This is a genomic window from Mycobacterium sp. NGS50, assembly GCF_059812545.1.
In genome coordinates this window covers 70446-87776 of the sequence record NZ_JCALCW010000012.1, presented here as the reverse complement: position 1 = coordinate 87776, position 17331 = coordinate 70446, and the positions used below count along the sequence as shown (strand labels likewise).

The 17331-nt window shown below is 68.4% G+C and carries 21 protein-coding genes; 14 read left to right on the top strand and 7 right to left on the bottom strand.

Annotated elements, in window-relative coordinates:
* Positions 1–181: 181 nt before the first annotated feature.
* The 3 genes from AC5Y36_RS10900 to AC5Y36_RS10890 are packed head-to-tail and all read left to right on the top strand — an operon-like array spanning position 182 to position 3718.
* Complete coding sequence (locus AC5Y36_RS10900; RefSeq protein WP_500040903.1) at positions 182–2410, top strand: MMPL family transporter; 2229 nt, start codon at positions 182–184, stop codon at positions 2408–2410.
* Positions 2403–3080, top strand: coding sequence for a TetR/AcrR family transcriptional regulator (locus tag AC5Y36_RS10895; RefSeq protein ID WP_500040902.1), 678 nt, complete (start codon positions 2403–2405; stop codon positions 3078–3080). Before AC5Y36_RS10900 ends, AC5Y36_RS10895 begins: the two co-directional genes overlap by 8 nt.
* Positions 3077–3718, top strand: coding sequence for a class I SAM-dependent methyltransferase (locus tag AC5Y36_RS10890; RefSeq protein ID WP_500040901.1), 642 nt, complete (start codon positions 3077–3079; stop codon positions 3716–3718). The genes AC5Y36_RS10895 and AC5Y36_RS10890 overlap by 4 nt, the downstream gene beginning before the upstream one ends.
* 59 nt (positions 3719–3777) lie before the next feature.
* Here AC5Y36_RS10890 and AC5Y36_RS10885 read toward each other — a convergent pair whose 3' ends face one another.
* Complete coding sequence (locus AC5Y36_RS10885) at positions 3778–4497, bottom strand: NAD-dependent deacylase (protein WP_500040900.1); 720 nt, start codon at positions 4495–4497, stop codon at positions 3778–3780.
* 36 nt (positions 4498–4533) lie between these two features.
* On the opposite strand from AC5Y36_RS10885, the gene AC5Y36_RS10880 reads away from it, so the two are divergent.
* A complete protein-coding gene (locus AC5Y36_RS10880) occupies positions 4534–4902 on the top strand; it encodes an Rv1152 family transcriptional regulator (protein ID WP_500040899.1) in 369 nt (122 codons plus the stop codon).
* Positions 4903–4908: 6 nt separating this feature from the next.
* Here AC5Y36_RS10880 and AC5Y36_RS10875 read toward each other — a convergent pair whose 3' ends face one another.
* From AC5Y36_RS10875 to AC5Y36_RS10865, 3 genes are read right to left on the bottom strand one after another with little or no spacing between them, the layout of a single operon-like run.
* Complete coding sequence (locus AC5Y36_RS10875) at positions 4909–5709, bottom strand: class I SAM-dependent methyltransferase (RefSeq protein ID WP_500040898.1); 801 nt, start codon at positions 5707–5709, stop codon at positions 4909–4911.
* A gap of 9 nt (positions 5710–5718) precedes the next feature.
* The gene (locus tag AC5Y36_RS10870) at positions 5719–6234 is read right to left on the bottom strand and encodes a DUF1697 domain-containing protein (protein WP_500040897.1); all 516 of its coding nucleotides are present in this window, start codon (positions 6232–6234) and stop codon (positions 5719–5721) included.
* Complete coding sequence (locus AC5Y36_RS10865) at positions 6231–7046, bottom strand: class I SAM-dependent methyltransferase (RefSeq protein WP_500040896.1); 816 nt, start codon at positions 7044–7046, stop codon at positions 6231–6233. Before AC5Y36_RS10865 ends, AC5Y36_RS10870 begins: the two co-directional genes overlap by 4 nt.
* A gap of 30 nt (positions 7047–7076) precedes the next feature.
* On the opposite strand from AC5Y36_RS10865, the gene AC5Y36_RS10860 reads away from it, so the two are divergent.
* The 3 genes from AC5Y36_RS10860 to AC5Y36_RS10850 are packed head-to-tail and all read left to right on the top strand — an operon-like array spanning position 7077 to position 8196.
* Positions 7077–7520: a PPOX class F420-dependent oxidoreductase gene (locus AC5Y36_RS10860; RefSeq protein WP_500040895.1), complete on the top strand. Its 444-nt coding sequence runs from the start codon at positions 7077–7079 to the stop codon at positions 7518–7520.
* A gap of 1 nt (position 7521) precedes the next feature.
* On the top strand, positions 7522–7977 hold the full coding sequence (locus AC5Y36_RS10855; RefSeq protein ID WP_500040894.1) for a nitroreductase family deazaflavin-dependent oxidoreductase: 456 nt from the start codon (positions 7522–7524) through the stop codon (positions 7975–7977).
* A 36-nt stretch (positions 7978–8013) separates the two neighbouring features.
* On the top strand, positions 8014–8196 hold the full coding sequence (locus tag AC5Y36_RS10850) for a DUF5302 domain-containing protein (protein WP_500040893.1): 183 nt from the start codon (positions 8014–8016) through the stop codon (positions 8194–8196).
* A gap of 45 nt (positions 8197–8241) precedes the next feature.
* Here the strand turns inward: AC5Y36_RS10850 and AC5Y36_RS10845 are convergent, their stop codons facing one another.
* Positions 8242–9543 carry an acyltransferase family protein gene (locus tag AC5Y36_RS10845; protein ID WP_500040892.1) on the bottom strand — a complete coding sequence of 434 codons (1302 nt, stop codon included), beginning with the start codon at positions 9541–9543 and terminating at the stop codon, positions 8242–8244.
* Between the two features lie 89 nt (positions 9544–9632).
* Between AC5Y36_RS10845 and AC5Y36_RS10840 the strand changes: the two genes are divergently transcribed.
* Genes AC5Y36_RS10840 through AC5Y36_RS10830 form a run of 3 tightly spaced genes read left to right on the top strand, consistent with a single transcriptional unit; the run spans position 9633 to position 10731 of the window.
* The gene (locus tag AC5Y36_RS10840) at positions 9633–9935 is read left to right on the top strand and encodes a hypothetical protein (RefSeq protein ID WP_500040891.1); all 303 of its coding nucleotides are present in this window, start codon (positions 9633–9635) and stop codon (positions 9933–9935) included.
* Between the two features lie 53 nt (positions 9936–9988).
* Positions 9989–10570, top strand: a complete 582-nt coding sequence (locus AC5Y36_RS10835; protein WP_500040890.1) for an HhH-GPD-type base excision DNA repair protein — start codon at positions 9989–9991, stop codon at positions 10568–10570.
* Positions 10571–10584: 14 nt separating this feature from the next.
* Positions 10585–10731 (top strand): DUF1059 domain-containing protein, encoded by a 147-nt coding sequence (locus tag AC5Y36_RS10830; RefSeq protein ID WP_500040889.1) that lies wholly within the window; start codon positions 10585–10587, stop codon positions 10729–10731.
* Positions 10732–10868: 137 nt separating this feature from the next.
* Here AC5Y36_RS10830 and AC5Y36_RS10825 read toward each other — a convergent pair whose 3' ends face one another.
* Positions 10869–11879 carry an Rv1157c family protein gene (locus tag AC5Y36_RS10825; RefSeq protein WP_500040888.1) on the bottom strand — a complete coding sequence of 337 codons (1011 nt, stop codon included), beginning with the start codon at positions 11877–11879 and terminating at the stop codon, positions 10869–10871.
* A 104-nt stretch (positions 11880–11983) separates the two neighbouring features.
* Here AC5Y36_RS10825 and AC5Y36_RS10820 point away from each other — a divergent pair, with 104 nt between their 5' ends.
* A complete protein-coding gene (locus tag AC5Y36_RS10820) occupies positions 11984–13285 on the top strand; it encodes a mannosyltransferase (RefSeq protein ID WP_500040887.1) in 1302 nt (433 codons plus the stop codon).
* Here AC5Y36_RS10820 and AC5Y36_RS10815 read toward each other — a convergent pair.
* Positions 13282–13566, bottom strand: a complete 285-nt coding sequence (locus tag AC5Y36_RS10815) for a 4a-hydroxytetrahydrobiopterin dehydratase (protein WP_500040886.1) — start codon at positions 13564–13566, stop codon at positions 13282–13284. The genes AC5Y36_RS10820 and AC5Y36_RS10815 overlap by 4 nt on opposite strands.
* Positions 13567–13600: 34 nt before the next feature.
* Here AC5Y36_RS10815 and AC5Y36_RS10810 point away from each other — a divergent pair, with 34 nt between their 5' ends.
* From AC5Y36_RS10810 to pntB, 3 genes are all read left to right on the top strand, one after another.
* On the top strand, positions 13601–13993 hold the full coding sequence (locus tag AC5Y36_RS10810) for an NUDIX domain-containing protein (RefSeq protein ID WP_500040885.1): 393 nt from the start codon (positions 13601–13603) through the stop codon (positions 13991–13993).
* Between the two features lie 76 nt (positions 13994–14069).
* Positions 14070–15596: a Re/Si-specific NAD(P)(+) transhydrogenase subunit alpha gene (locus AC5Y36_RS10805; protein ID WP_500040884.1), complete on the top strand. Its 1527-nt coding sequence runs from the start codon at positions 14070–14072 to the stop codon at positions 15594–15596.
* Between the two features lie 33 nt (positions 15597–15629).
* On the top strand, positions 15630–17051 hold the full coding sequence (gene pntB / locus AC5Y36_RS10800; protein ID WP_500040883.1) for a Re/Si-specific NAD(P)(+) transhydrogenase subunit beta: 1422 nt from the start codon (positions 15630–15632) through the stop codon (positions 17049–17051).
* The last annotated feature ends 280 nt before the right edge of the window (positions 17052–17331 follow it).

Below are 17331 nucleotides of genomic sequence, written 5' to 3'. Positions count from 1 at the left end.
ATCTTTGAGTCACGTTTCGGAAAATGGTGGCAATCCTACTGTTGAGTAGCATCTCGCCGGCCGCCTCCGCTGACGCAGCCCGCGCACCCTCCCCCGAATCCGCATCAGGTCACGTCAGGCGGGCTTGACCGCATTGGTTATCAACGGTAAGTTACCGCCGATAACCCCCGGGAGGAGCGCCATGCTGCAACGAATCGCACAAATGGCCATCGCCGCGCCGCGGCGCGTCATCGCGGTCGCCGTCCTGGTCTTCATCGGAGCCGCGATATTCGGCATCCCGGTGGCCAAGAGCCTGTCCGCCGGCGGCTTCCAGGACCCGTCGTCCGAGTCGGCCAGCGCGACCCGGCTGCTGACCGAGAAGTTCGGACAAAGCGATCAGCCGATGGTGATCGCCGTGACCGCACCCGACGGCGCCTCCAGCCCGCAGGCCCGCGCGGTGGGAACCGACATCGTCCGCCACATCACCGAATCCGGGCTGGCCTACACCGTGACGCCGTGGCCGTCGCCGCTGGTCAGCAAGGACGGCAAGACCGGGCTGATCGTGGCCAACCTGAAAGGCGGCGAGAACGACGGGCAAAAACACGCCCGAACTCTGGCCGACGACGTCGTGCACGACCGGGATGGGGTCACCGTCCGGGCAGGCGGCGCGGCGATGGTGTACGCCCAGATCACCAGCCAGACCCAGCACGATCTGGTGCTCATGGAAGCTTTGGCGATCCCGCTGAGCTTCCTGGTGCTGGTCTGGGTGTTCGGCGGCTTGATGGCCGCTGCCTTGCCCATCGCGGTCGGCGGGCTGGCGATCGTCGGGTCGATGGCGGTGCTGCGGCTGATCACCTTCGGCACCGACGTGTCGATCTTCGCGCTGAACCTCACCACCGCAATGGGTTTGGCGCTTGCGATCGATTACACCCTGCTGATCATCAGCCGCTATCGCGACGAACTCGCCGACGGCGCCGACCCGCATCGCGCGCTGGTGCGCACCATCGTGACGGCCGGGCGCACGGTGCTGTTCTCGGCGGTGACCGTCGCGCTGTCGATGTCGGCGATGGTGCTGTTCCCGATGTACTTCCTGAAGTCCTTCGCCTACGCCGGGATCGCGACGGTGGTGTTCGCTGCGGTGGCCGCCGTGGTGGTGACGCCGGCAGCGATCGCGGTGCTCGGCCCGCGGTTGGACGCGATGGACGTGCGGCGGTTGGTGCGGCGGGTTCTGGGCCGGCCCGATCCCGAGGTGCGCGGGGTGCAGCAGCAGTTCTGGTATCGCTCGGCACGGCTGGTGATGCGCCGCGCGCTGCCGGTCGGGCTGACCGTGGTGACCGTGCTGGTGCTGCTCGGCGTCCCGTTCTTGAGCGTGAAGTGGGGCTTCCCCGATGAACGGGTGCTGCCGCGCTCGGCGTCGGCGCACCAGGTGGGCGACCAGCTGCGCACCGACTTCACCGAGGACTCGGCCACGAACATCCAGATCGTGGTGCCCGACGCCGATGGCCTGGTACCGGCCGACTACGACCGCTACGCCGGCACGCTGTCTCAGATTCCCGACGTGACGTCGGTGAGCGCGCCGACCGCGACGTTCGTCGCCGGGCACAAGGCCGGTCCGCCCCGGTCGGGGACCGGCGTCGCGCAGGGCAGCGCGTATCTGACCGTGTCCAGTTCGGCTCCGCTGTTCTCGCAGGCCTCGGAAACCCAGCTGGACCGGCTGCACGAGGTCAGCGGGCCGGGCCGGCGGGCGGTCGAGATGGCGGGGCTCGCGCAGATCAACCGGGACAGCGTGCACGCCATCACCACCCGGCTGCCGATCGTGCTCACGGTGATCGCCGTCATCACCTTCCTGCTGCTGTTCCTGCTGACCGGCAGCGTGGTGTTGCCGATGAAGGCACTGGTCCTCAACGTGCTGTCGCTGACGGCCGCGTTCGGGGCCCTGGTGTGGATCTTCCAGGACGGTCACCTCGGCGCGTTCGGAACGACGCCGATCGGGACGCTGGTGGCCAACATGCCGGTGCTGTTGTTCTGCATCGCGTTCGGGCTGTCAATGGACTACGAGGTGTTCCTGATCGCCCGAATCCGGGAGTACTGGCTGGAATCGGGCCGAACCCGGGCCGACAACGACGAGAGCGTCGCGCTGGGCCTGGCCCGTACCGGGAGGGTGATCACCGCCGCCGCGCTGGTGATGTCGATTTCGTTTGCGGCGCTGATCGCGGCGCAGGTGTCGTTCATGCGGATGTTCGGGCTGGGGCTCACCCTGGCGGTGCTGGTCGACGCCACCCTGGTGCGCATGCTGCTGGTTCCGGCGTTCATGCACCTGATGGGACGGTGGAACTGGTGGGCGCCGGCGCCGCTGGTGCGGCTGCACGAACGGATCGGGATCAGCGAAGCCGGTGACACTCCCAAAGATGGCGAGCGCGTGCATGTCTAGAACCCGCCGGCACCGCGCACCGCGCGGATCGGGTGATCTGCTGCGGGACGAAATAATCGATGCCGCAACCGAACTGCTGTTGGAAACCGGAAACGCGAAAACCGTGTCGATCCGGTCGGTGGCCCAGCGTGTCGGCGTGACGTCGCCGTCGATCTATCTGCATTTCGACGACAAGGACACCTTGCTGGATGCGGTGTGCTCGCGCTATTTCGAGAAGCTCGACGCCGAGATGCAGCAGGCCACGGTCGGGCAGTCCTGCACGATGGATGTGCTGCGGGCTCAGGGACTGGCCTACGTGCGCTTCGCGGTGGCGACGCCCGAGCTGTACCGCATCGCCACCATGTCGGAGGGGCGTCCCGGCAGCGATGTCGATGGCACACTGGCCAGCTCGGCGTTCAAGCATCTGCGCGACTCGGTGCAGGCGCTGATGGACGAGGGGGTCTACCAGCCCGGGGACCCGACCGCCGCGGCGCTGGAGCTGTGGACTGCAGCCCACGGTGTGGCCGCCCTGCTGGTCGCCAAACCGCACCTGCCGTTCGGCGACGTCGAGGCGTTCACCGACCGGGTGCTCAAGGCGGTGTGCTGCGGGCATATCGTGGTCGGATTGGTTGGTGAGGACGCCACACCTCAGCAATACATGGACTGGCTGGCGACCCGCGGAGGCAGATGATGAGCAGCCCGACGAGCATTGACAACCCGCTTTTCGCGCGGATGTGGAAGTTCATGTCCAGCCACGAGACGGAATGGCTGCACGACCGGCGCCGGGAGAACCTGGCAGGGCTGTCCGGGCGGGTGCTGGAGGTCGGCGCCGGCACCGGCACCAACTTCGCGTTCTACCCCGACACCGTGACCGAAGTCGTGGCCGTCGAACCCGAGCCGCGGCTGCTCGAGGTCGCCGCGGGGGCTGCGGCGGCCGCGCCGGTCCCGGTGACGGTGACCGCGGGCACCGCCGAGACGCTGGATGCCGCAGAGCCATTCGACGCGGTGGTGTGCTCGCTGGTGCTGTGCTCCATCGACGATCCGGAAACCGTCCTGCGGCAACTGCTTTCCCGGCTGCGGCCCGGCGGCGAGCTGCGGTACTTCGAGCACGTCGCCTCCAGCGGCGCGCGAGGCGGCCTGCAACGGGCCGTCGATGCGACGTTCTGGCCGCGGCTGTTCGGTAACTGCCACACCCACCGCGACACCGAACAGGCGATCAAGGCGGCCGGGTTTGCGACGCAGACCTCGCGGCGGGGCTGGCAATTCCCGGCGTGGGCGCCGGTACCGGTCTCGGAGTTCGCGCTGGGCCGAGCCGTCCGCCCCGCCTGATCCGTTGACTCTGCGCCGGCGGCGCAACCTGCTCGACGTTTTGCGTCCTGGGCGCAGAGTCAGCGAGAAGAAAGCAGGGCGGGCAACCGTTGCAGCAGCGTGGGCAGCGCCGCACTCGCGGAATCGCGCACCGTCGCGGTCGCCTGAGCGGACAGCGGCGTCGGCTCCGGGTTGACCTCGACGACCGCGGTGCCCCGAGCCAACGCGAGCTCGGGCAGGCTGGCGGCGGGATAGACCAGCGACGAGGTCCCCACCACCACGACGACATCCGCGGACTGCACCGCCGCGACCGAGTGCTGCCACGGGCCTTCCGGCAACGCCTCTCCGAACCACACGATGTCGGGCCGGATCAGGCCGCCGCACGCACACACGGGCGGCTCCACCTCCAACGCCGGCTCGGCCATGTCGGGCACCGGCCCGTGATAGGGAATCGCGCATTCCGCGCAGCGGAACTCGAACAGGCTGCCGTGTAGATGATGCACGGGATGGCTGCCGGCCCGCTCATGCAGATCGTCGACGTTCTGGGTGATGACGGTGACCTCGGCATGGTCCTGCCAGGCCGCCACGGCGCGGTGGCCGGCGTTGGGTTCGACCCGGCCGACCAGGTGATGCCGCCACAGGTACCAGCCCCAGACGCGCTCGGGATGTTGCAGCCAGCCGTCGACGCTGGACAGCTCATAGGGGTCGAACTTCGCCCACAGCCCGTTCTTGTCGTCGCGAAAGGTGGGCACTCCGCTTTCCGCGGAGATCCCCGCACCGCTGAGCACTGTGACCCGCACCCCATCAACATAGCGGGCCTGGGCGATACTGGGCAGGTGGATTTGGGGCAGACGCTGTCGGCCGACTGGGACCGGGGCAAACCGCTGTTCGACCAGCTCAGAACCCGAATCATCGACGCTGTCCGGGCCGGGACGCTGCCGGCGGGCACCCGGCTGCCGACGGTGCGCGAGTTGGCCGGTCAACTCGACTTCGCCGCCAACACGGTGGCGCGCACCTACCGCGAACTGGAGACGGCCGGCATCGTCGAAACCCGGGGGCGGTTAGGAACTTTCGTGGCCGGCGCTGATCCCGCCGCTACCGCGATGGCGCACGCGGCACGCAGCTACGCGGAGGCGGCGCGGTCGTTGGGAATCGGGAAGGCCGACGCACTGCGTTACCTGGACGCGGCGTTCGACGCCGGCTGAGCACGCTCAGCCGAATTCCAGCAGGGTCAGCGCCGGGCGGAAGGAATCCAGCGCCCGAACCCGGTAGAGGGCCGAGATCACCGTGCCGAACAGCAGCCCGCGGCCCGGCGGCAGGGTCAGGTCGTGCACGGTCCGGATACCCGGGATGGTGTTTGCCAGATCCGCGATTTCGGCCGGGGACAGGCTGAACGGCATCGAGGGCACCTGGTAGCGCAGCGAAGTCCGCATCCCGCGCCGGGCGATACCGTTGAATGCCCGCGGGGGCAGGTCGAACATCAGCTGACCGCCGGGAAAGCGCTTCGCGCACTCGGCGATCAGGCTCAACGACTGCTCGGGCTGCAGGTACATCAGCAGGCCCTCGGTGGTGATGAACACTCCCCGCGACGGGTCGACCTGATCCATCCAGCTGAAATCCAGCGCGGACTGCGCGCACACCGACATCCTCGGCGAGTGCGGCAGCAAACTGGTGCGCGCGTCGATCACCGGTGGCAGATCGTCGGTCAGCCAACGGAATTGGGCATCGGGGATGGCGGCGTCCAGGCGCCAGAAGCTGGTCTGGAATCCTTCGGCCACCGCGACCACCGTCGCCGCGGGATAGCGGTCCAGGTAGCGGCGGGTGTGGGCGTCGAACGCCAGCGCCCGCACCGCCATGTCCTGGCGAGTCGGACCGAACTTGTCGAAGTCGAAGTCGATCGCATCCAGCAACGCCACCGCCATCGGGTCGTCGATGATGCGGTCAGCGCGTCGGGCCTCGCGGGCGCGGGAACGCAACGTCAGCAGGGCGGTTTCAGAAACACCGGTGAGCATCGGGGAAACCTACCGCAGCACCTTGGTCAGGGTGCGCAGGTTGCGGGTGGTGATCGACGGCTTGTAGCGCTGCTTGCTCATCGCCTTGCCGATGGCGCTGTCCAGCGTGGTGCCTTTGGGCGTCTGCCAGTACAGCACCCCGTCGCCGCGGGCGATCCGCTCCGCGGAGTCACCGCCCACCTCGGCAAGCTCGGCCAGCATGGCGTCGTCGGCGACGAACGTGACATAGGAGTGATACCCGTCGACCTCCGGGGTGAACGGGTAGGCATCGACGATGGCGCGCACCGTGGCGAGCTCGTAGACCAGCACCCAGGCGTCGTAGCCGAACCGCTTGCGCAGCGTCGACTCGGCCGTCGTACGCACGGTGTCCACCGCCAGGTTCGAATCCAGCAGCACGTTGCCGCTGGCCAAGATGGTGCGCACGCCGTCAAAACCGGCATCGGTGAGTGCGGCGGCGACGTCGGCCATCTTGAGGTTGACGCCGCCGACATTGACTCCCCGCAGGAACGCGGCGTAATGCGTCATCCGAAGTCCAGCAAGGTGATGCTGGTGCGCCGGCGACGCAACGCGCCGATCCGGTCCGCCCATTGCCACAGCGCCTGCCCGGCCGGGCGCACCAGCTGGGAGACATCGCGGGCCGCCCGCACCCCGGGAATCTGGCCGGCCAGCGCCACCGCCTCGTCGGGACTGAGCCCGAACGGCATCGGCGGCGCAATGCAGCGATCCGACATCCGCCACCCCTTCAACGTCCGCTTGCTGAACCAGCGCGGAATCGCATCGAAGATGAAACGCCCGCCGGGAAAGCGTTGGGCGCAGTCGGCGATCAGCGCGTGCACCTCGTCGGGATCCAGGTACATCAGCAGGCCTTCGGCGGTGATGAACACACCGTGATCGGTGTTGACCTGATCCATCCAGCGGCGGTCCAAGGCGGACTGGGCCACGTTGACGATGCGGTCGTCGTGGGGGAGAAGCTGCTCGCGCAGCTCGATCACCGGCGGCAGGTCGACGCTGTACCAGGTCGCCTCCTGCAGCACCCCGGCCCGGTCCAGCCGCCAGAAACTGGTCTGCAGGCCCTCGGCCAACGCCACCACCGACGCCTTGGGATGGGTGCGCAGATAGTCGGCGACGGTGGCGTCGAACGTCAGCGCCCGCAGCGGATGAAAGGGGTCCGGGGGGCCGAATCTGTCGTAGTCGTAGGCGATCGCGTCGAAAAGCGTTACCGCCCAGGGGTCATCGATCACGCCCTTGGGAAGCGCGGCCTCGACGGCACGGTTGCGTAACGTCCACAGAACGGTGGCCGAAACCCCGTCCAAGGTGTTGCCGTCGACTCGGGCCATAGCGCGATCGTAGCGACGTAGGCTGTCGGGATGGGACGCGATGTCTTCGACGACAAGCTGCTGGCACTGATCTGCGGGAACTCCATCGGTGTGTTGGCCACCATCAAACGCGACGGACGTCCACAGCTGTCCAACGTGTCCTATCACTTCGACCCGCACGATCACGTCGTGCAGGCGTCGATCACCGAGCCGCGTGCCAAGACCCGCAACCTGCGCCGCGACCCGCGGGCGTCGCTGCTGGTCAGCTCCGATGACGGCTGGTCGTACGCGGTTGCCGAGGGTACCGCCGAGTTGACGCCGCCCGCCGCGTCCCCCGACGACGACACCGTGGAAGCGCTGATTGCCTTGTACCGCAACATCGCCGGGGAACACCCGGACTGGGACGAATACCGCCAGGCCATGGTCACCGATCGGCGGGTGCTGTTGCAGCTGCCGGTCTCGCATCTGTACGGCATGCCCCCGGGTAAGCGTTAGCGTGCCCGCCGGTCGGCCGCCGCGGCTGTTCGCGTTGCTGGCCCCGCGGCTGGTGAAGTGGTACTCCAAAAGCAATGTGGTGATCTACCGGGCCACCGGTGGCCGCATCGGCGGGCGCGAGTTGGGCAAGCCGGTGTGCCTGCTGACCACGACCGGGCGAAAGAGCGGATTGTCGCGCACCAGTGCGCTGGTGTACCTGGCCGACGGCGCCCGGGTGGTCCTGGTGGCCGCCCAGGGCGGTCTGCCCAACCATCCGCTGTGGCTGCTCAACCTGCGGGCCAATCCGCAGGTGCAGGTGCAGATCGGCGCGCGCACGCAGCCGATGCTGGCCCGGGAGGCCGACGCGGCCGAGCGCGCGGTGCTGTGGCCGCGCGTGACCGCAATGAATCCGCGGTGGGCCACTTTTCAGTCGTGGACCGACCGGGTGATTCCGGTGGTGGTCTGCGAGCCGGTGTAGCGGGCAATTACGCCGTCGCCACGTTAGGCTCCTGGCATGGCCGCAGCAGACTCCGACTCCGCCCCGGAGGACGACACCAAGCGCAAGTTCCGCGAAGCCCTGGAACGCAAGAACGCGAAATCCGCCGGTGGTTCCGCGCATCAGGACGGCGGCGCCAAGCAGTCGCGGACGCACGGGCCGGTGGAGAACCGCCGGGAATTCCGCCGCAAGAGCGGATAGCACGACGTGGCCCCGGCAGAAACCGGGGCCACGCGCGCAGACCGCCTAGCCGAGGCGAGCAGGACGGACTGCCAGCACCCGCGCCGCGGCCAGTCCGACGAGCATCACGGCCACGCAGTACAACCCGTCGTCCTTGAGGCCCCACTTCACCGACGCCAGGGTCGCCGCCGAGGCCACGCACAGCAACACACCCACGGCGATGCTGCGCGACCCCGGTGCGCTCACCTGCCCGCCGTCCCAGCCCGGCAGCGGCGCATTCTCCAGCGGGCGCAACGCCATGAACAGCGCACCGACCAGGCCCGCCATCACCAGCACCTGCACGATGCTGAGCGCCACCAGATGCGGTTGCCCGGGGAAGCGGTACCAACCCAGGCTGTCGAACGCCAGGTGCACGCCCAGCAGCGCCGGCATGTGCCACAGGTACAGCGTCATCGCCCCGGAATTGCCGATCACGGTCAGCCACCACACCCGAGGCCGCTGCGCCCACCGTGCGATCGCCGGTGCGGCAGCGGTGATCAGGGCGCACATCATGATGGCGTGCCCGGCCATCAGCAGTGACGGCGGCGCCATGTTCGCCAGCCGCTGGCCCTCGATACCGACCAGGCTCACCTCATACGGGCCGTAGTGGCACAGCGCGATGTTGACGGCGAGCATCCCCAGCCCGATGCGCAGCGCGGCGATCTGAGTGAGCAGTCCGCGGCGGTAGGCGACGCCGAACATGCCCGGGATCGCCCAGGCCGCCATGTTGAGGTAGCCCAGCAGCCCCAGGCCGATGGTGTGCAACCGGACGGCGTCGACCAGCGCCACCACCGCGTAGACCCCGGCGACGCTGAGCGCCAGGTGGGTGGTGGTGGTGATCCGGTACAGCAACGGCACTCCTGCCAGCACCAGCACATAGGCGCCCAGGAACCACAGCAACTGGATGCTGATCCCGGCGATCGGCTGGTAGACGTGCGCGGGCAGGACCTGATGCAGGCAGACCAGGGTGATCGCCCAGAAGCCCAGGTAGTAGAACACCGGCCGGTAGAGCCGGGTGCAGCGCTTGAGCAGCCAGCCGCCCCAGCTCGCGCCGGGCCGCCAGGACCCGATGCTGGCGGCGGCCCCGGCGAAGAAGAACAGCGGCATGATCTGGAAGACCCAGGTCAGCGCTTGGAACACCGTCGACGTGGTGAGCAGGTTGTCCCAGATCAGGACGCCGCCCCGGATCATGCTGGTGGCCATGACGGTGTGGCCGGCCACCACACCGATCAGCGAGACGATGCGGATGACATCGATGGCGCGGTCGCGGTCGGCGGGCGTCTGCGCGGCCACCTCCGCCGGGGCGGGAAAACTCAGCAGTTGGGTCATGCGAAAACGCTAACCAGGGTGGTGGTGAGTAGTTTCCCCCAACTTTTCCGGTTCGCGTTGGTGTCGGTGGGCTGGGCTAAACAGTGTGTATGACCGTCAGATCCCTACTGGCCGCAGCCCTGGTGGGCGCCGCGCTCGTCACCGCCCCGGTCGCCGGGGCTGATCCGGTGCGCGCGGTCGGTGATGGCCCAGGACCGATGGCAGACGTCGTCTGCGGCACCCTGAACAACGATCCCAGTGTGGCCGGGGTGCGCCAGATGATGGAGAACTTCACCGGCTTCATGCTGTTCCCGCAGCTGGCGTGGGAGGCCATCCTCAACGGGGTGGTATGGAACTGCCCGGAGCATGCCGATCTACTCAAGGAATACGCCAGGTTCTACGGCGACCACTGAGCAGCCGGGATGCGGGGTAGCCGGTCGGCAACTGTGTTGCCTACAGTCGGGGTGTGCATCTTTGCCTGACGCAAGATTCCGAGGCCGATCGCCTGCTGGCCGAGAACCCGTTCGCGCTGCTGGTCGGGATGCTGCTCGACCAGCAGGTGCCGATGGAGACCGCGTTCGCCGGCCCCAAGAAGATCGCCGACCGGATGGGCGGGCTGGACGTGCGCGAGATCGCCGACCACGACCCCGAGCAGTTCGCCGCGCTGTGTTCGCAAACGCCTGCGGTGCACCGGTTTCCGGGGTCGATGGCGGCCCGGATCCAGAGCCTGGCGCAGACCCTGGTGGACCGCTACGACGGTGACGTCGCGGCGTTGTGGACATCCGGCGACCCGGACGGGGCCGAGGTGCTGCGGCGGCTCAAGGCGTTGCCCGGCTTCGGTGACCAGAAAGCGCGGATCTTTCTGGCGCTGCTCGGCAAGCAGTACGACGTCACCCCGCCGGGTTGGCGCGACGCGGCCGGCGACTACGGCAAGGCGGGCGTGCACATGTCGATCGCCGACGTCGTCGACGCCGGGTCACTGGTCAAGGTGCGGACCTACAAGAAACAGATGAAACAGAAGCAGGCGGCCCAGAAATCCGCTCCCTAGGGAAAGGCGACACCGTGAAGACACACCTGAACTGCCCGTGTGGTGAGGCCATCGTCGGTACCGACGAGGACAACCTGGTCGAGCTGACCCAAAAGCATCTCGCCGACGTTCACCCGGGCATGGAGTACGACCGGGACGCCATCCTTTTCATGGCCTACTGAGCCGGCCAAAGCGCGCCCGGCCAAAGCACGCCCGGCCAAAGCGCGCCCGGCCAAAGCGCGCCGAGTGTCGGGTTAAGGCACGCTTTTCGCGAAGCAGCGTGCCTTAATCCGACACTCGGCGGGAGGGGGCAGGGAGGTCAGGGAACCACCGTCGAGCCGATGGTGGGCATGAAGTTGCACTGCTTGTCCTTGGTGCTCACCTGCCCGAAGATCGTCGACATGATGCTGCCCGAACCGGTGTCGACGATTGCGGTCAGCGTCGTCGGTCCGTCGGGGTTGATGTCGGCGCGGGGTTGCAGGGTGGCGGTCCCGGACTTGCCGGTGGTCAGGTTCACCCAGGTGACGTTCAGCGGCAGCTTCTGCACCTCGGCGGGACCGGGGGTGCCCACGGCGGTGAACACGTAGGCGGTCTGGCCGGCTCCGGGCCCGGGGGCCGGAATCTTGGCCGGGCCCGCCACCGACAACGCGGGGGCGATGACGCTGCCGCCGTCGGACAGGCAACTCTGGCCGATGGACGGGTACATGAAGTCCTGGGTGGGCGGGGAGTCCGGGCTGAACGCGGCGGGCGCGGCAGCGGGTGCGGCGGCCGGCGGCGCTGCGGGCGGAGCCACCGGCGGAGCCACCGGGGCGGCGACCTCCGGGACCGGCGGAGCCGGGGCGGGTCCGGGTGCGGCGTCGGGCGCCGGCGTGTGCGGCTGAGCCTGCGGAACCGCCTGCTGGCCCGGTCCGGCCGCGTGGGCCGGGTCGATGCCGGCGGGCAGATGGGCGGGGACACCCGGGACCGCCCCCGGCGCCGGGACGTGGGCGACCGGAGGACTGTCCGGGCCCGGCACCGTGACAGCGGCCGGTGCAGCCACGAACTGGCTCACCGAGTCGGCGACCTGCTTGGAGCCCGCCGGTGCCGCCGAATTGCCGGCGAAGGCCGCAGCGGCCGCCATCAGCAGCGACGAAGCGCCGGCCGGGTCGGCCGCGGCCTGCTGGATGACCGGGCTGAGCTGTTCGATGGCCGGTAGTCCGGGCAGCTGCGCGCTGGGGATCGGCTGCGGGGGAGCGACCGGGTCGGCAGCACAGACGCCACTGAAGACCAGCGCCGTTGACGAGCCGACCGCGAAAGCAGTTGCGGCGAACATCGTGCGGGTGCGCGACATGATTTCTCCCAATCGTCGACAAGCAGGTCTGCAACCCGAAGCTAGTTTGTTACTGGAGTGGCTCAAGTGACACGTGTGTGATTTATGGATCCGTTACGGAAGCGATGCGGTTCCGCATACTTGGCGCCGACGGTGCACGAGGCGGCCCCGGAGGGATCGTTAAAGTCTGTCGGATAGACACAGACGCGCCCCCCGCCGCCCGCCGCACCGACCAGCAGACCTCGTGGCCGGTGCGGCTGGCTCCGCTGCTGTTGGTGGCCAGCGTCGGCGCACGGCTGGCCTGGACCTATCTGGTTCCCAACGGCGCCAACTTCGTCGACCTGCACGTCTACATCGGCGGTGCGGCCGCGCTGGATCACCCGGGCACCCTGTACAGCTACGTCTACGCCGACAAGACCCCGGACTTCCCGCTGCCCTTCACCTACCCGCCGTTCGCGGCGATCGTCTTCTACCCGCTGCACCTGCTGCCCTGGGGTGTGGTGGCGTTCGGCTGGACCATCGGCGCGATGGCCGCGCTCTACGGTGTGGTCCGGATCAGCCAGCGGCTGCTGGGGGTGCCCGCCGGTGCCGGTCACCGCATCGCCATGGCCTGGACGGCGGTCGGGATCTGGACCGAGCCGTTGCGCAGCACCTTCGACTACGGCCAGGTCAACGTGGTGCTGGTGCTGGCCGCGCTGTGGGCGGCCTACAGCACCCGATGGTGGTTGTCGGGACTTCTGATCGGGGTGGCCGCCGGGATCAAGCTGACCCCGGCGATCACCGGGGTCTTTTTCGTGGGTGTCCGCCGGTGGGCCGCGACAGCGGCCGCGGCGGCGACGTTCCTGGCGACGATCGGATTGTCGGCCCTGCTCATCCGCGACGACACCCGCTACTACTTCACCGAGCTGATCGGCGACCCCAAGCGCATCGGGCCGGTGGCGACCTCGTTCAACCAGTCCTGGCGCGGGGGCATCTCCCGCATCGTCGGGCACGACGCCGGCTACGGCGTGCCGGTGCTGGTGGTCCTGGCCGTCACGGCGCTGCTGGCGATCCTGGCCTGGCGCGCGCTGGACTCCGACCGCACGCACCAAGACCGCCTCGGGTTGCTGTTGGTGGTCGAATTGTTCGGGCTGCTGCTGTCCCCGATTTCCTGGACGCACCACTGGGTGTGGCTGCTGCCGCTGATGATCTGGCTGATCCACGGCCCGTTCGGCGATCGGCTGGGGGCACGCATTTTGGGCTGGGGATGGCTGGTGTTGATCCTGATCGGGGTGCCGTGGCTGTTGAGCTTCGCGCAGCCGTCCATCTGGCAGCCCGACCGGCCCTGGTATCTGGCCTGGGCCGGATTGGTGTACCCGGTGGCCACGGTGGCGACGCTGGGTTGGATGGCCTGCACCGGCCGGCGAACCCGAGCCGCCGACGGCTAACCCGCCAGAACCCCGTCGATGGTGCGGGCCATGGCGAGGTCTTTGTCGGTGATCCCGCCCTCGGAATGCGTCACCAACGCAAACGTCACCGTCCGCCACCGGATATCGATATCGGGATGGTGATCGGCCGCCTCGGCCTGCTCGGCGACCCGGCGCACCGCGTCGATGCCGGCGAGGAACGCCGGAAACTTCACCGACCGGCGCAGGGCACCGTCGACGCGCTGCCAGCCGTCCAGACCGGGAAGAGCCGAATCCACCTGTTCGTCTGTTAACACAGCCATACCCCGACGGTAGGACGGTATAGCGTCACACGCCATGTCCCACCAGATTGTCGTCGCCGGCGCCGTGGTCCGCGGATCCGAACTCCTGGTGGCGCAGCGGCTGCGTCCCCCGGAACTGGCCGGCCGCTGGGAACTGCCCGGCGGCAAGGTCGCGGCGGGGGAGACCGAGGCGGCCGCCCTGGCGCGGGAGCTGGCCGAAGAGCTCGGGGTCGCCGTCGAGGTGGGCGACCGGGTGGGGGACGACGTCGCGCTGGGCGACACCGCCACGCTGCGGGCCTACCGGGTACGGCTGGTCGACGGTGACCCCCGCCCGCATGATCACGGCGCCCTGCGCTGGGTGACGGCGGCCGAGCTGCCCGGTCTGGACTGGGTGCCCGCCGACCGCGCCTGGCTGGCCGATCTCGTCGAGCTGCTGCAATCCCGCTGACCGGGCAGTACCGACGGGCCGGCTTTGGGCTGCTCTAAGGTACTGGCATGTGTTCGCGACCGCTGGGATGTAGCCGATGATCGTCGGAGTGCTTGCCGAGGCGCGCCCGGGTGAGACCCGGGTATCGGCGACACCGGCGACGGTCACCCAACTGCTCAAGCTGGGCTACGAGGTGGTGGTGGCCTCCGGTGCCGGGGTGGCGTCGTCGTTCCCCGACGATGCCTACGTCAAGGCGGGCGCCTCGATCGGCGAGGCCGGTGCCGCCGACATCGTGCTGGGCGTCAACCCGCCGTCGACCGATCAACTGGACGGCCTCAAACCGGGTGCGACGCTGATCAGCCTGCTGTCACCGGGGCTGGACCCGGATCTGGTGACCGATCTGGGCAAGCGTCCCATCACCGCGCTGGCGATGGATGCGGTGCCGCGGATCTCCCGGGCGCAGTCGCTGGACGTGTTGTCCTCGATGGCCAATATCGCGGGGTATCGGGCCGTGGTCGAGGCCGCCCACGCCTTCGGCCGGTTTTTCACCGGACAGGTGACCGCCGCCGGCAAGGTGCCGCCGGCCAAGGTGCTGGTGGTGGGTGCCGGTGTCGCGGGCTTGGCGGCCATCGGTGCCGCCGGCAGCCTGGGTGCGATCGTGCACGCCACCGATCCGCGGCCGGAAGTGGCCGATCAGGTCAAATCGCTTGGCGGGGAGTACCTGTCGATCGAAGATCCCGAGGCGCAGGTGTCGGCGACCGGCTACGCCAAGGAGATGAGCGACGACTACAAGGCCCGCGAGGCCCAGCTGTACGCCGAGCAGTGCACCGATGTCGACATCATCATCACCACCGCGCTGATCCCGGGCCGTCCCGCTCCGCGCATCATCACCGCCGAGATGGTCGCGTCGATGAAGTCGGGGAGCGTGATCGTCGACATGGCGGCCGCCAACGGCGGCAACGTCGAGGGAACCGTCAAGGACCAGGCGGTGCTGACCGACAACGGTGTGACGATCATCGGCTACACCGACCTGGCCGGTCGGCTACCCGCGCAGGCCTCGCAGTTATACGGCACCAACCTGGTCAACCTGCTCAAACTGATGACGCCCGAAAAAGACGGGCAGCTCGTGTTGGACTTCGACGACGTGGTGCAACGCTCGATCACCGTGGTCCGCGACGGCGAGACCACCTGGCCGCCGCCGCCGGTGCAGGTCTCTGCCGCCCCGGCCGCCGCGGCGGCCGTCCAGCCGGTGGCGCCCTCGACGGCCAAGGCACCCATGTCGGCCGGGCGCCGGCTGGGTGTGGTGCTCAGCGCAGCGGCGCTGCTGTTCGGGCTGGTGGCGATCGCGCCGGCCGCCCTGCAGGTGCACCTGACGGTGTTCGCGCTGGCGATTGTGATCGGCTACTACGTCATCGGGCATGTGCACCACGCCCTGCACACCCCGCTGATGTCGGTGACCAATGCGATCTCCGGGATCATCGTGGTCGGTGCGCTGCTGCAGATCGGCCACGGCGACCAGGCGGTCACCGGGTTGGCGGCGGCGGCGATCCTGCTGGCCAGCATCAACATTTTCGGTGGTTTCGCGGTCACCCGCCGCATGTTGGCCATGTTCTCCCGCAGCTGATATCCGCGCACAACAACGTCGGAGTAGACCTCAATGTCCTTTATCGAGACCGCCCCCACGGCGGCCTACGTCGTCGCGGCCCTGTTGTTCATCCTGGCGTTGGCCGGGTTGTCCAAGCACGAGACGTCGCGGGCCGGCAACACCTTCGGCATCGTCGGGATGGCGGTCGCCCTGGCGGCCACCATCGCCCTGGCGGTGCACAACGGGATCGACTCGGCGCGCCTGGGCCTGCTGATCGGTGTCACCGTGATCGGCGCGGCGATCGGGCTGTGGCGGGCCAAGGTGGTCGAGATGACCGGCATGCCTGAGCTGATCGCGCTGCTGCACTCGTTCGTCGGTCTGGCCGCGGTGCTGGTCGGCTGGAACGGCTACCTGCACGTCGAGGCGCAACCCAGCGGCGAGGAGGCGCTGCGGCTGGGATCGGAGGGCCTGGCCGGGATTCACTCGGCCGAGGTGTTCATCGGCGTGTTCATCGGCGCGGTCACCTTCACCGGTTCGATCGTGGCCAACCTCAAGCTGTCGGCCCGGATGAAGTCCGCGCCGCTGATGCTGCCGGGCAAGAACTATCTCAACGTCGGTGCGCTGGTCGCGTTCGTCGCCCTGACCGTGTGGTTCGTGATCGACCCGCAGCTGTGGCTGCTCGGGCTGGTCACCGCGCTCGCGCTGCTGCTGGGCTGGCACCTGGTCGCCTCGATCGGCGGCGGCGACATGCCGGTGGTGGTGTCCATGCTCAACAGCTACTCGGGCTGGGCGGCCGCCGCATCGGGCTTCCTGCTGTCCAATGACCTGCTCATCATCACCGGTGCCCTGGTCGGCTCCTCGGGTGCCTACCTGTCCTACATCATGTGCAAGGCGATGAACCGGTCCTTCATCTCCGTGATCGCCGGCGGCTTCGGTATCGAGGCCGGCCCGGCCGACGACAAGGACTACGGCGAGCACCGCGAGATCACCGCCGAGGGTGTCGCCGAGATGCTCGGGTCGGCCGACACGGTGATCATCACGCCCGGCTACGGGATGGCGGTGGCCCAGGCGCAGTACGGCGTCGCCGAACTCACCCGCAAGCTGCGTGAGCGCGGCGCCACCGTCCGCTTCGGTATCCACCCCGTCGCGGGCCGGCTGCCCGGGCACATGAACGTGCTGCTCGCCGAGGCCAAGGTGCCCTACGACATCGTTTTGGAAATGGACGAGATCAACGACGACTTCAAGGACACCGCCGTCGTCCTGGTCATCGGCGCCAACGACACCGTCAACCCGGCCGCGGCCGAGGACCCGTCCAGCCCGATCGCCGGCATGCCGGTGCTCACGGTGTGGGACGCCGACAACGTCATCGTGTTCAAGCGGTCCATGGCCTCGGGCTACGCGGGTGTGCAGAACCCCCTGTTCTTCCGGTCGAACTCCGCAATGCTGTTCGGTGACGCCAAGGACCGGGTCTCCGACATCCTGCAGGCGCTCTGAGACGACTCCGAAGCGGTCCTGTACAGCGCTCTGGTAGCACAGTCACAGCACCTGTACAGATTGCTTTCGTGAACTCTTCGCAACTTGGTCGTAACCTGTAGTTAGCGCTCTGTTGGTTACCCTGCTGCTTTGCCAGGTGTTGAAAGTATGCCGCTGAGCAGGGCATTAACGTCTCGCAGAGGAGGATCGCACGCTAACGATCCGGTATTCCACCGGTGACGTACCGGCGGCGAAGATGGGGCTTTCCGAGACCGTGCATGAAACAAGCGGACTCTATGCT

Excerpts from the sequence above, each read along its gene's own strand:
- AC5Y36_RS10900 (WP_500040903.1), top strand. The coding sequence starts at position 182 with ATGCTGCAACGAATCGCACAAATGGCCATCGCCGCGCCGCGGCGCGTC.
- AC5Y36_RS10895 (WP_500040902.1), top strand. The coding sequence starts at position 2,403 with ATGTCTAGAACCCGCCGGCACCGCGCACCGCGCGGATCGGGTGATCTG.
- AC5Y36_RS10890 (WP_500040901.1), top strand. The coding sequence starts at position 3,077 with ATGATGAGCAGCCCGACGAGCATTGACAACCCGCTTTTCGCGCGGATG.
- AC5Y36_RS10875 (WP_500040898.1), bottom strand. The coding sequence starts at position 5,709 with ATGCTCACCGGTGTTTCTGAAACCGCCCTGCTGACGTTGCGTTCCCGC.
- AC5Y36_RS10870 (WP_500040897.1), bottom strand. The coding sequence starts at position 6,234 with ATGACGCATTACGCCGCGTTCCTGCGGGGAGTCAATGTCGGCGGCGTC.
- AC5Y36_RS10865 (WP_500040896.1), bottom strand. The coding sequence starts at position 7,046 with ATGGCCCGAGTCGACGGCAACACCTTGGACGGGGTTTCGGCCACCGTT.
- AC5Y36_RS10860 (WP_500040895.1), top strand. The coding sequence starts at position 7,077 with ATGGGACGCGATGTCTTCGACGACAAGCTGCTGGCACTGATCTGCGGG.
- AC5Y36_RS10850 (WP_500040893.1), top strand. The coding sequence starts at position 8,014 with ATGGCCGCAGCAGACTCCGACTCCGCCCCGGAGGACGACACCAAGCGC.
- AC5Y36_RS10845 (WP_500040892.1), bottom strand. The coding sequence starts at position 9,543 with ATGACCCAACTGCTGAGTTTTCCCGCCCCGGCGGAGGTGGCCGCGCAG.
- AC5Y36_RS10840 (WP_500040891.1), top strand. The coding sequence starts at position 9,633 with ATGACCGTCAGATCCCTACTGGCCGCAGCCCTGGTGGGCGCCGCGCTC.
- AC5Y36_RS10825 (WP_500040888.1), bottom strand. The coding sequence starts at position 11,879 with ATGTCGCGCACCCGCACGATGTTCGCCGCAACTGCTTTCGCGGTCGGC.
- AC5Y36_RS10820 (WP_500040887.1), top strand. The coding sequence starts at position 11,984 with ATGCGGTTCCGCATACTTGGCGCCGACGGTGCACGAGGCGGCCCCGGA.
- AC5Y36_RS10815 (WP_500040886.1), bottom strand. The coding sequence starts at position 13,566 with ATGGCTGTGTTAACAGACGAACAGGTGGATTCGGCTCTTCCCGGTCTG.
- AC5Y36_RS10810 (WP_500040885.1), top strand. The coding sequence starts at position 13,601 with ATGTCCCACCAGATTGTCGTCGCCGGCGCCGTGGTCCGCGGATCCGAA.
- AC5Y36_RS10805 (WP_500040884.1), top strand. The coding sequence starts at position 14,070 with ATGATCGTCGGAGTGCTTGCCGAGGCGCGCCCGGGTGAGACCCGGGTA.
- pntB (WP_500040883.1), top strand. The coding sequence starts at position 15,630 with ATGTCCTTTATCGAGACCGCCCCCACGGCGGCCTACGTCGTCGCGGCC.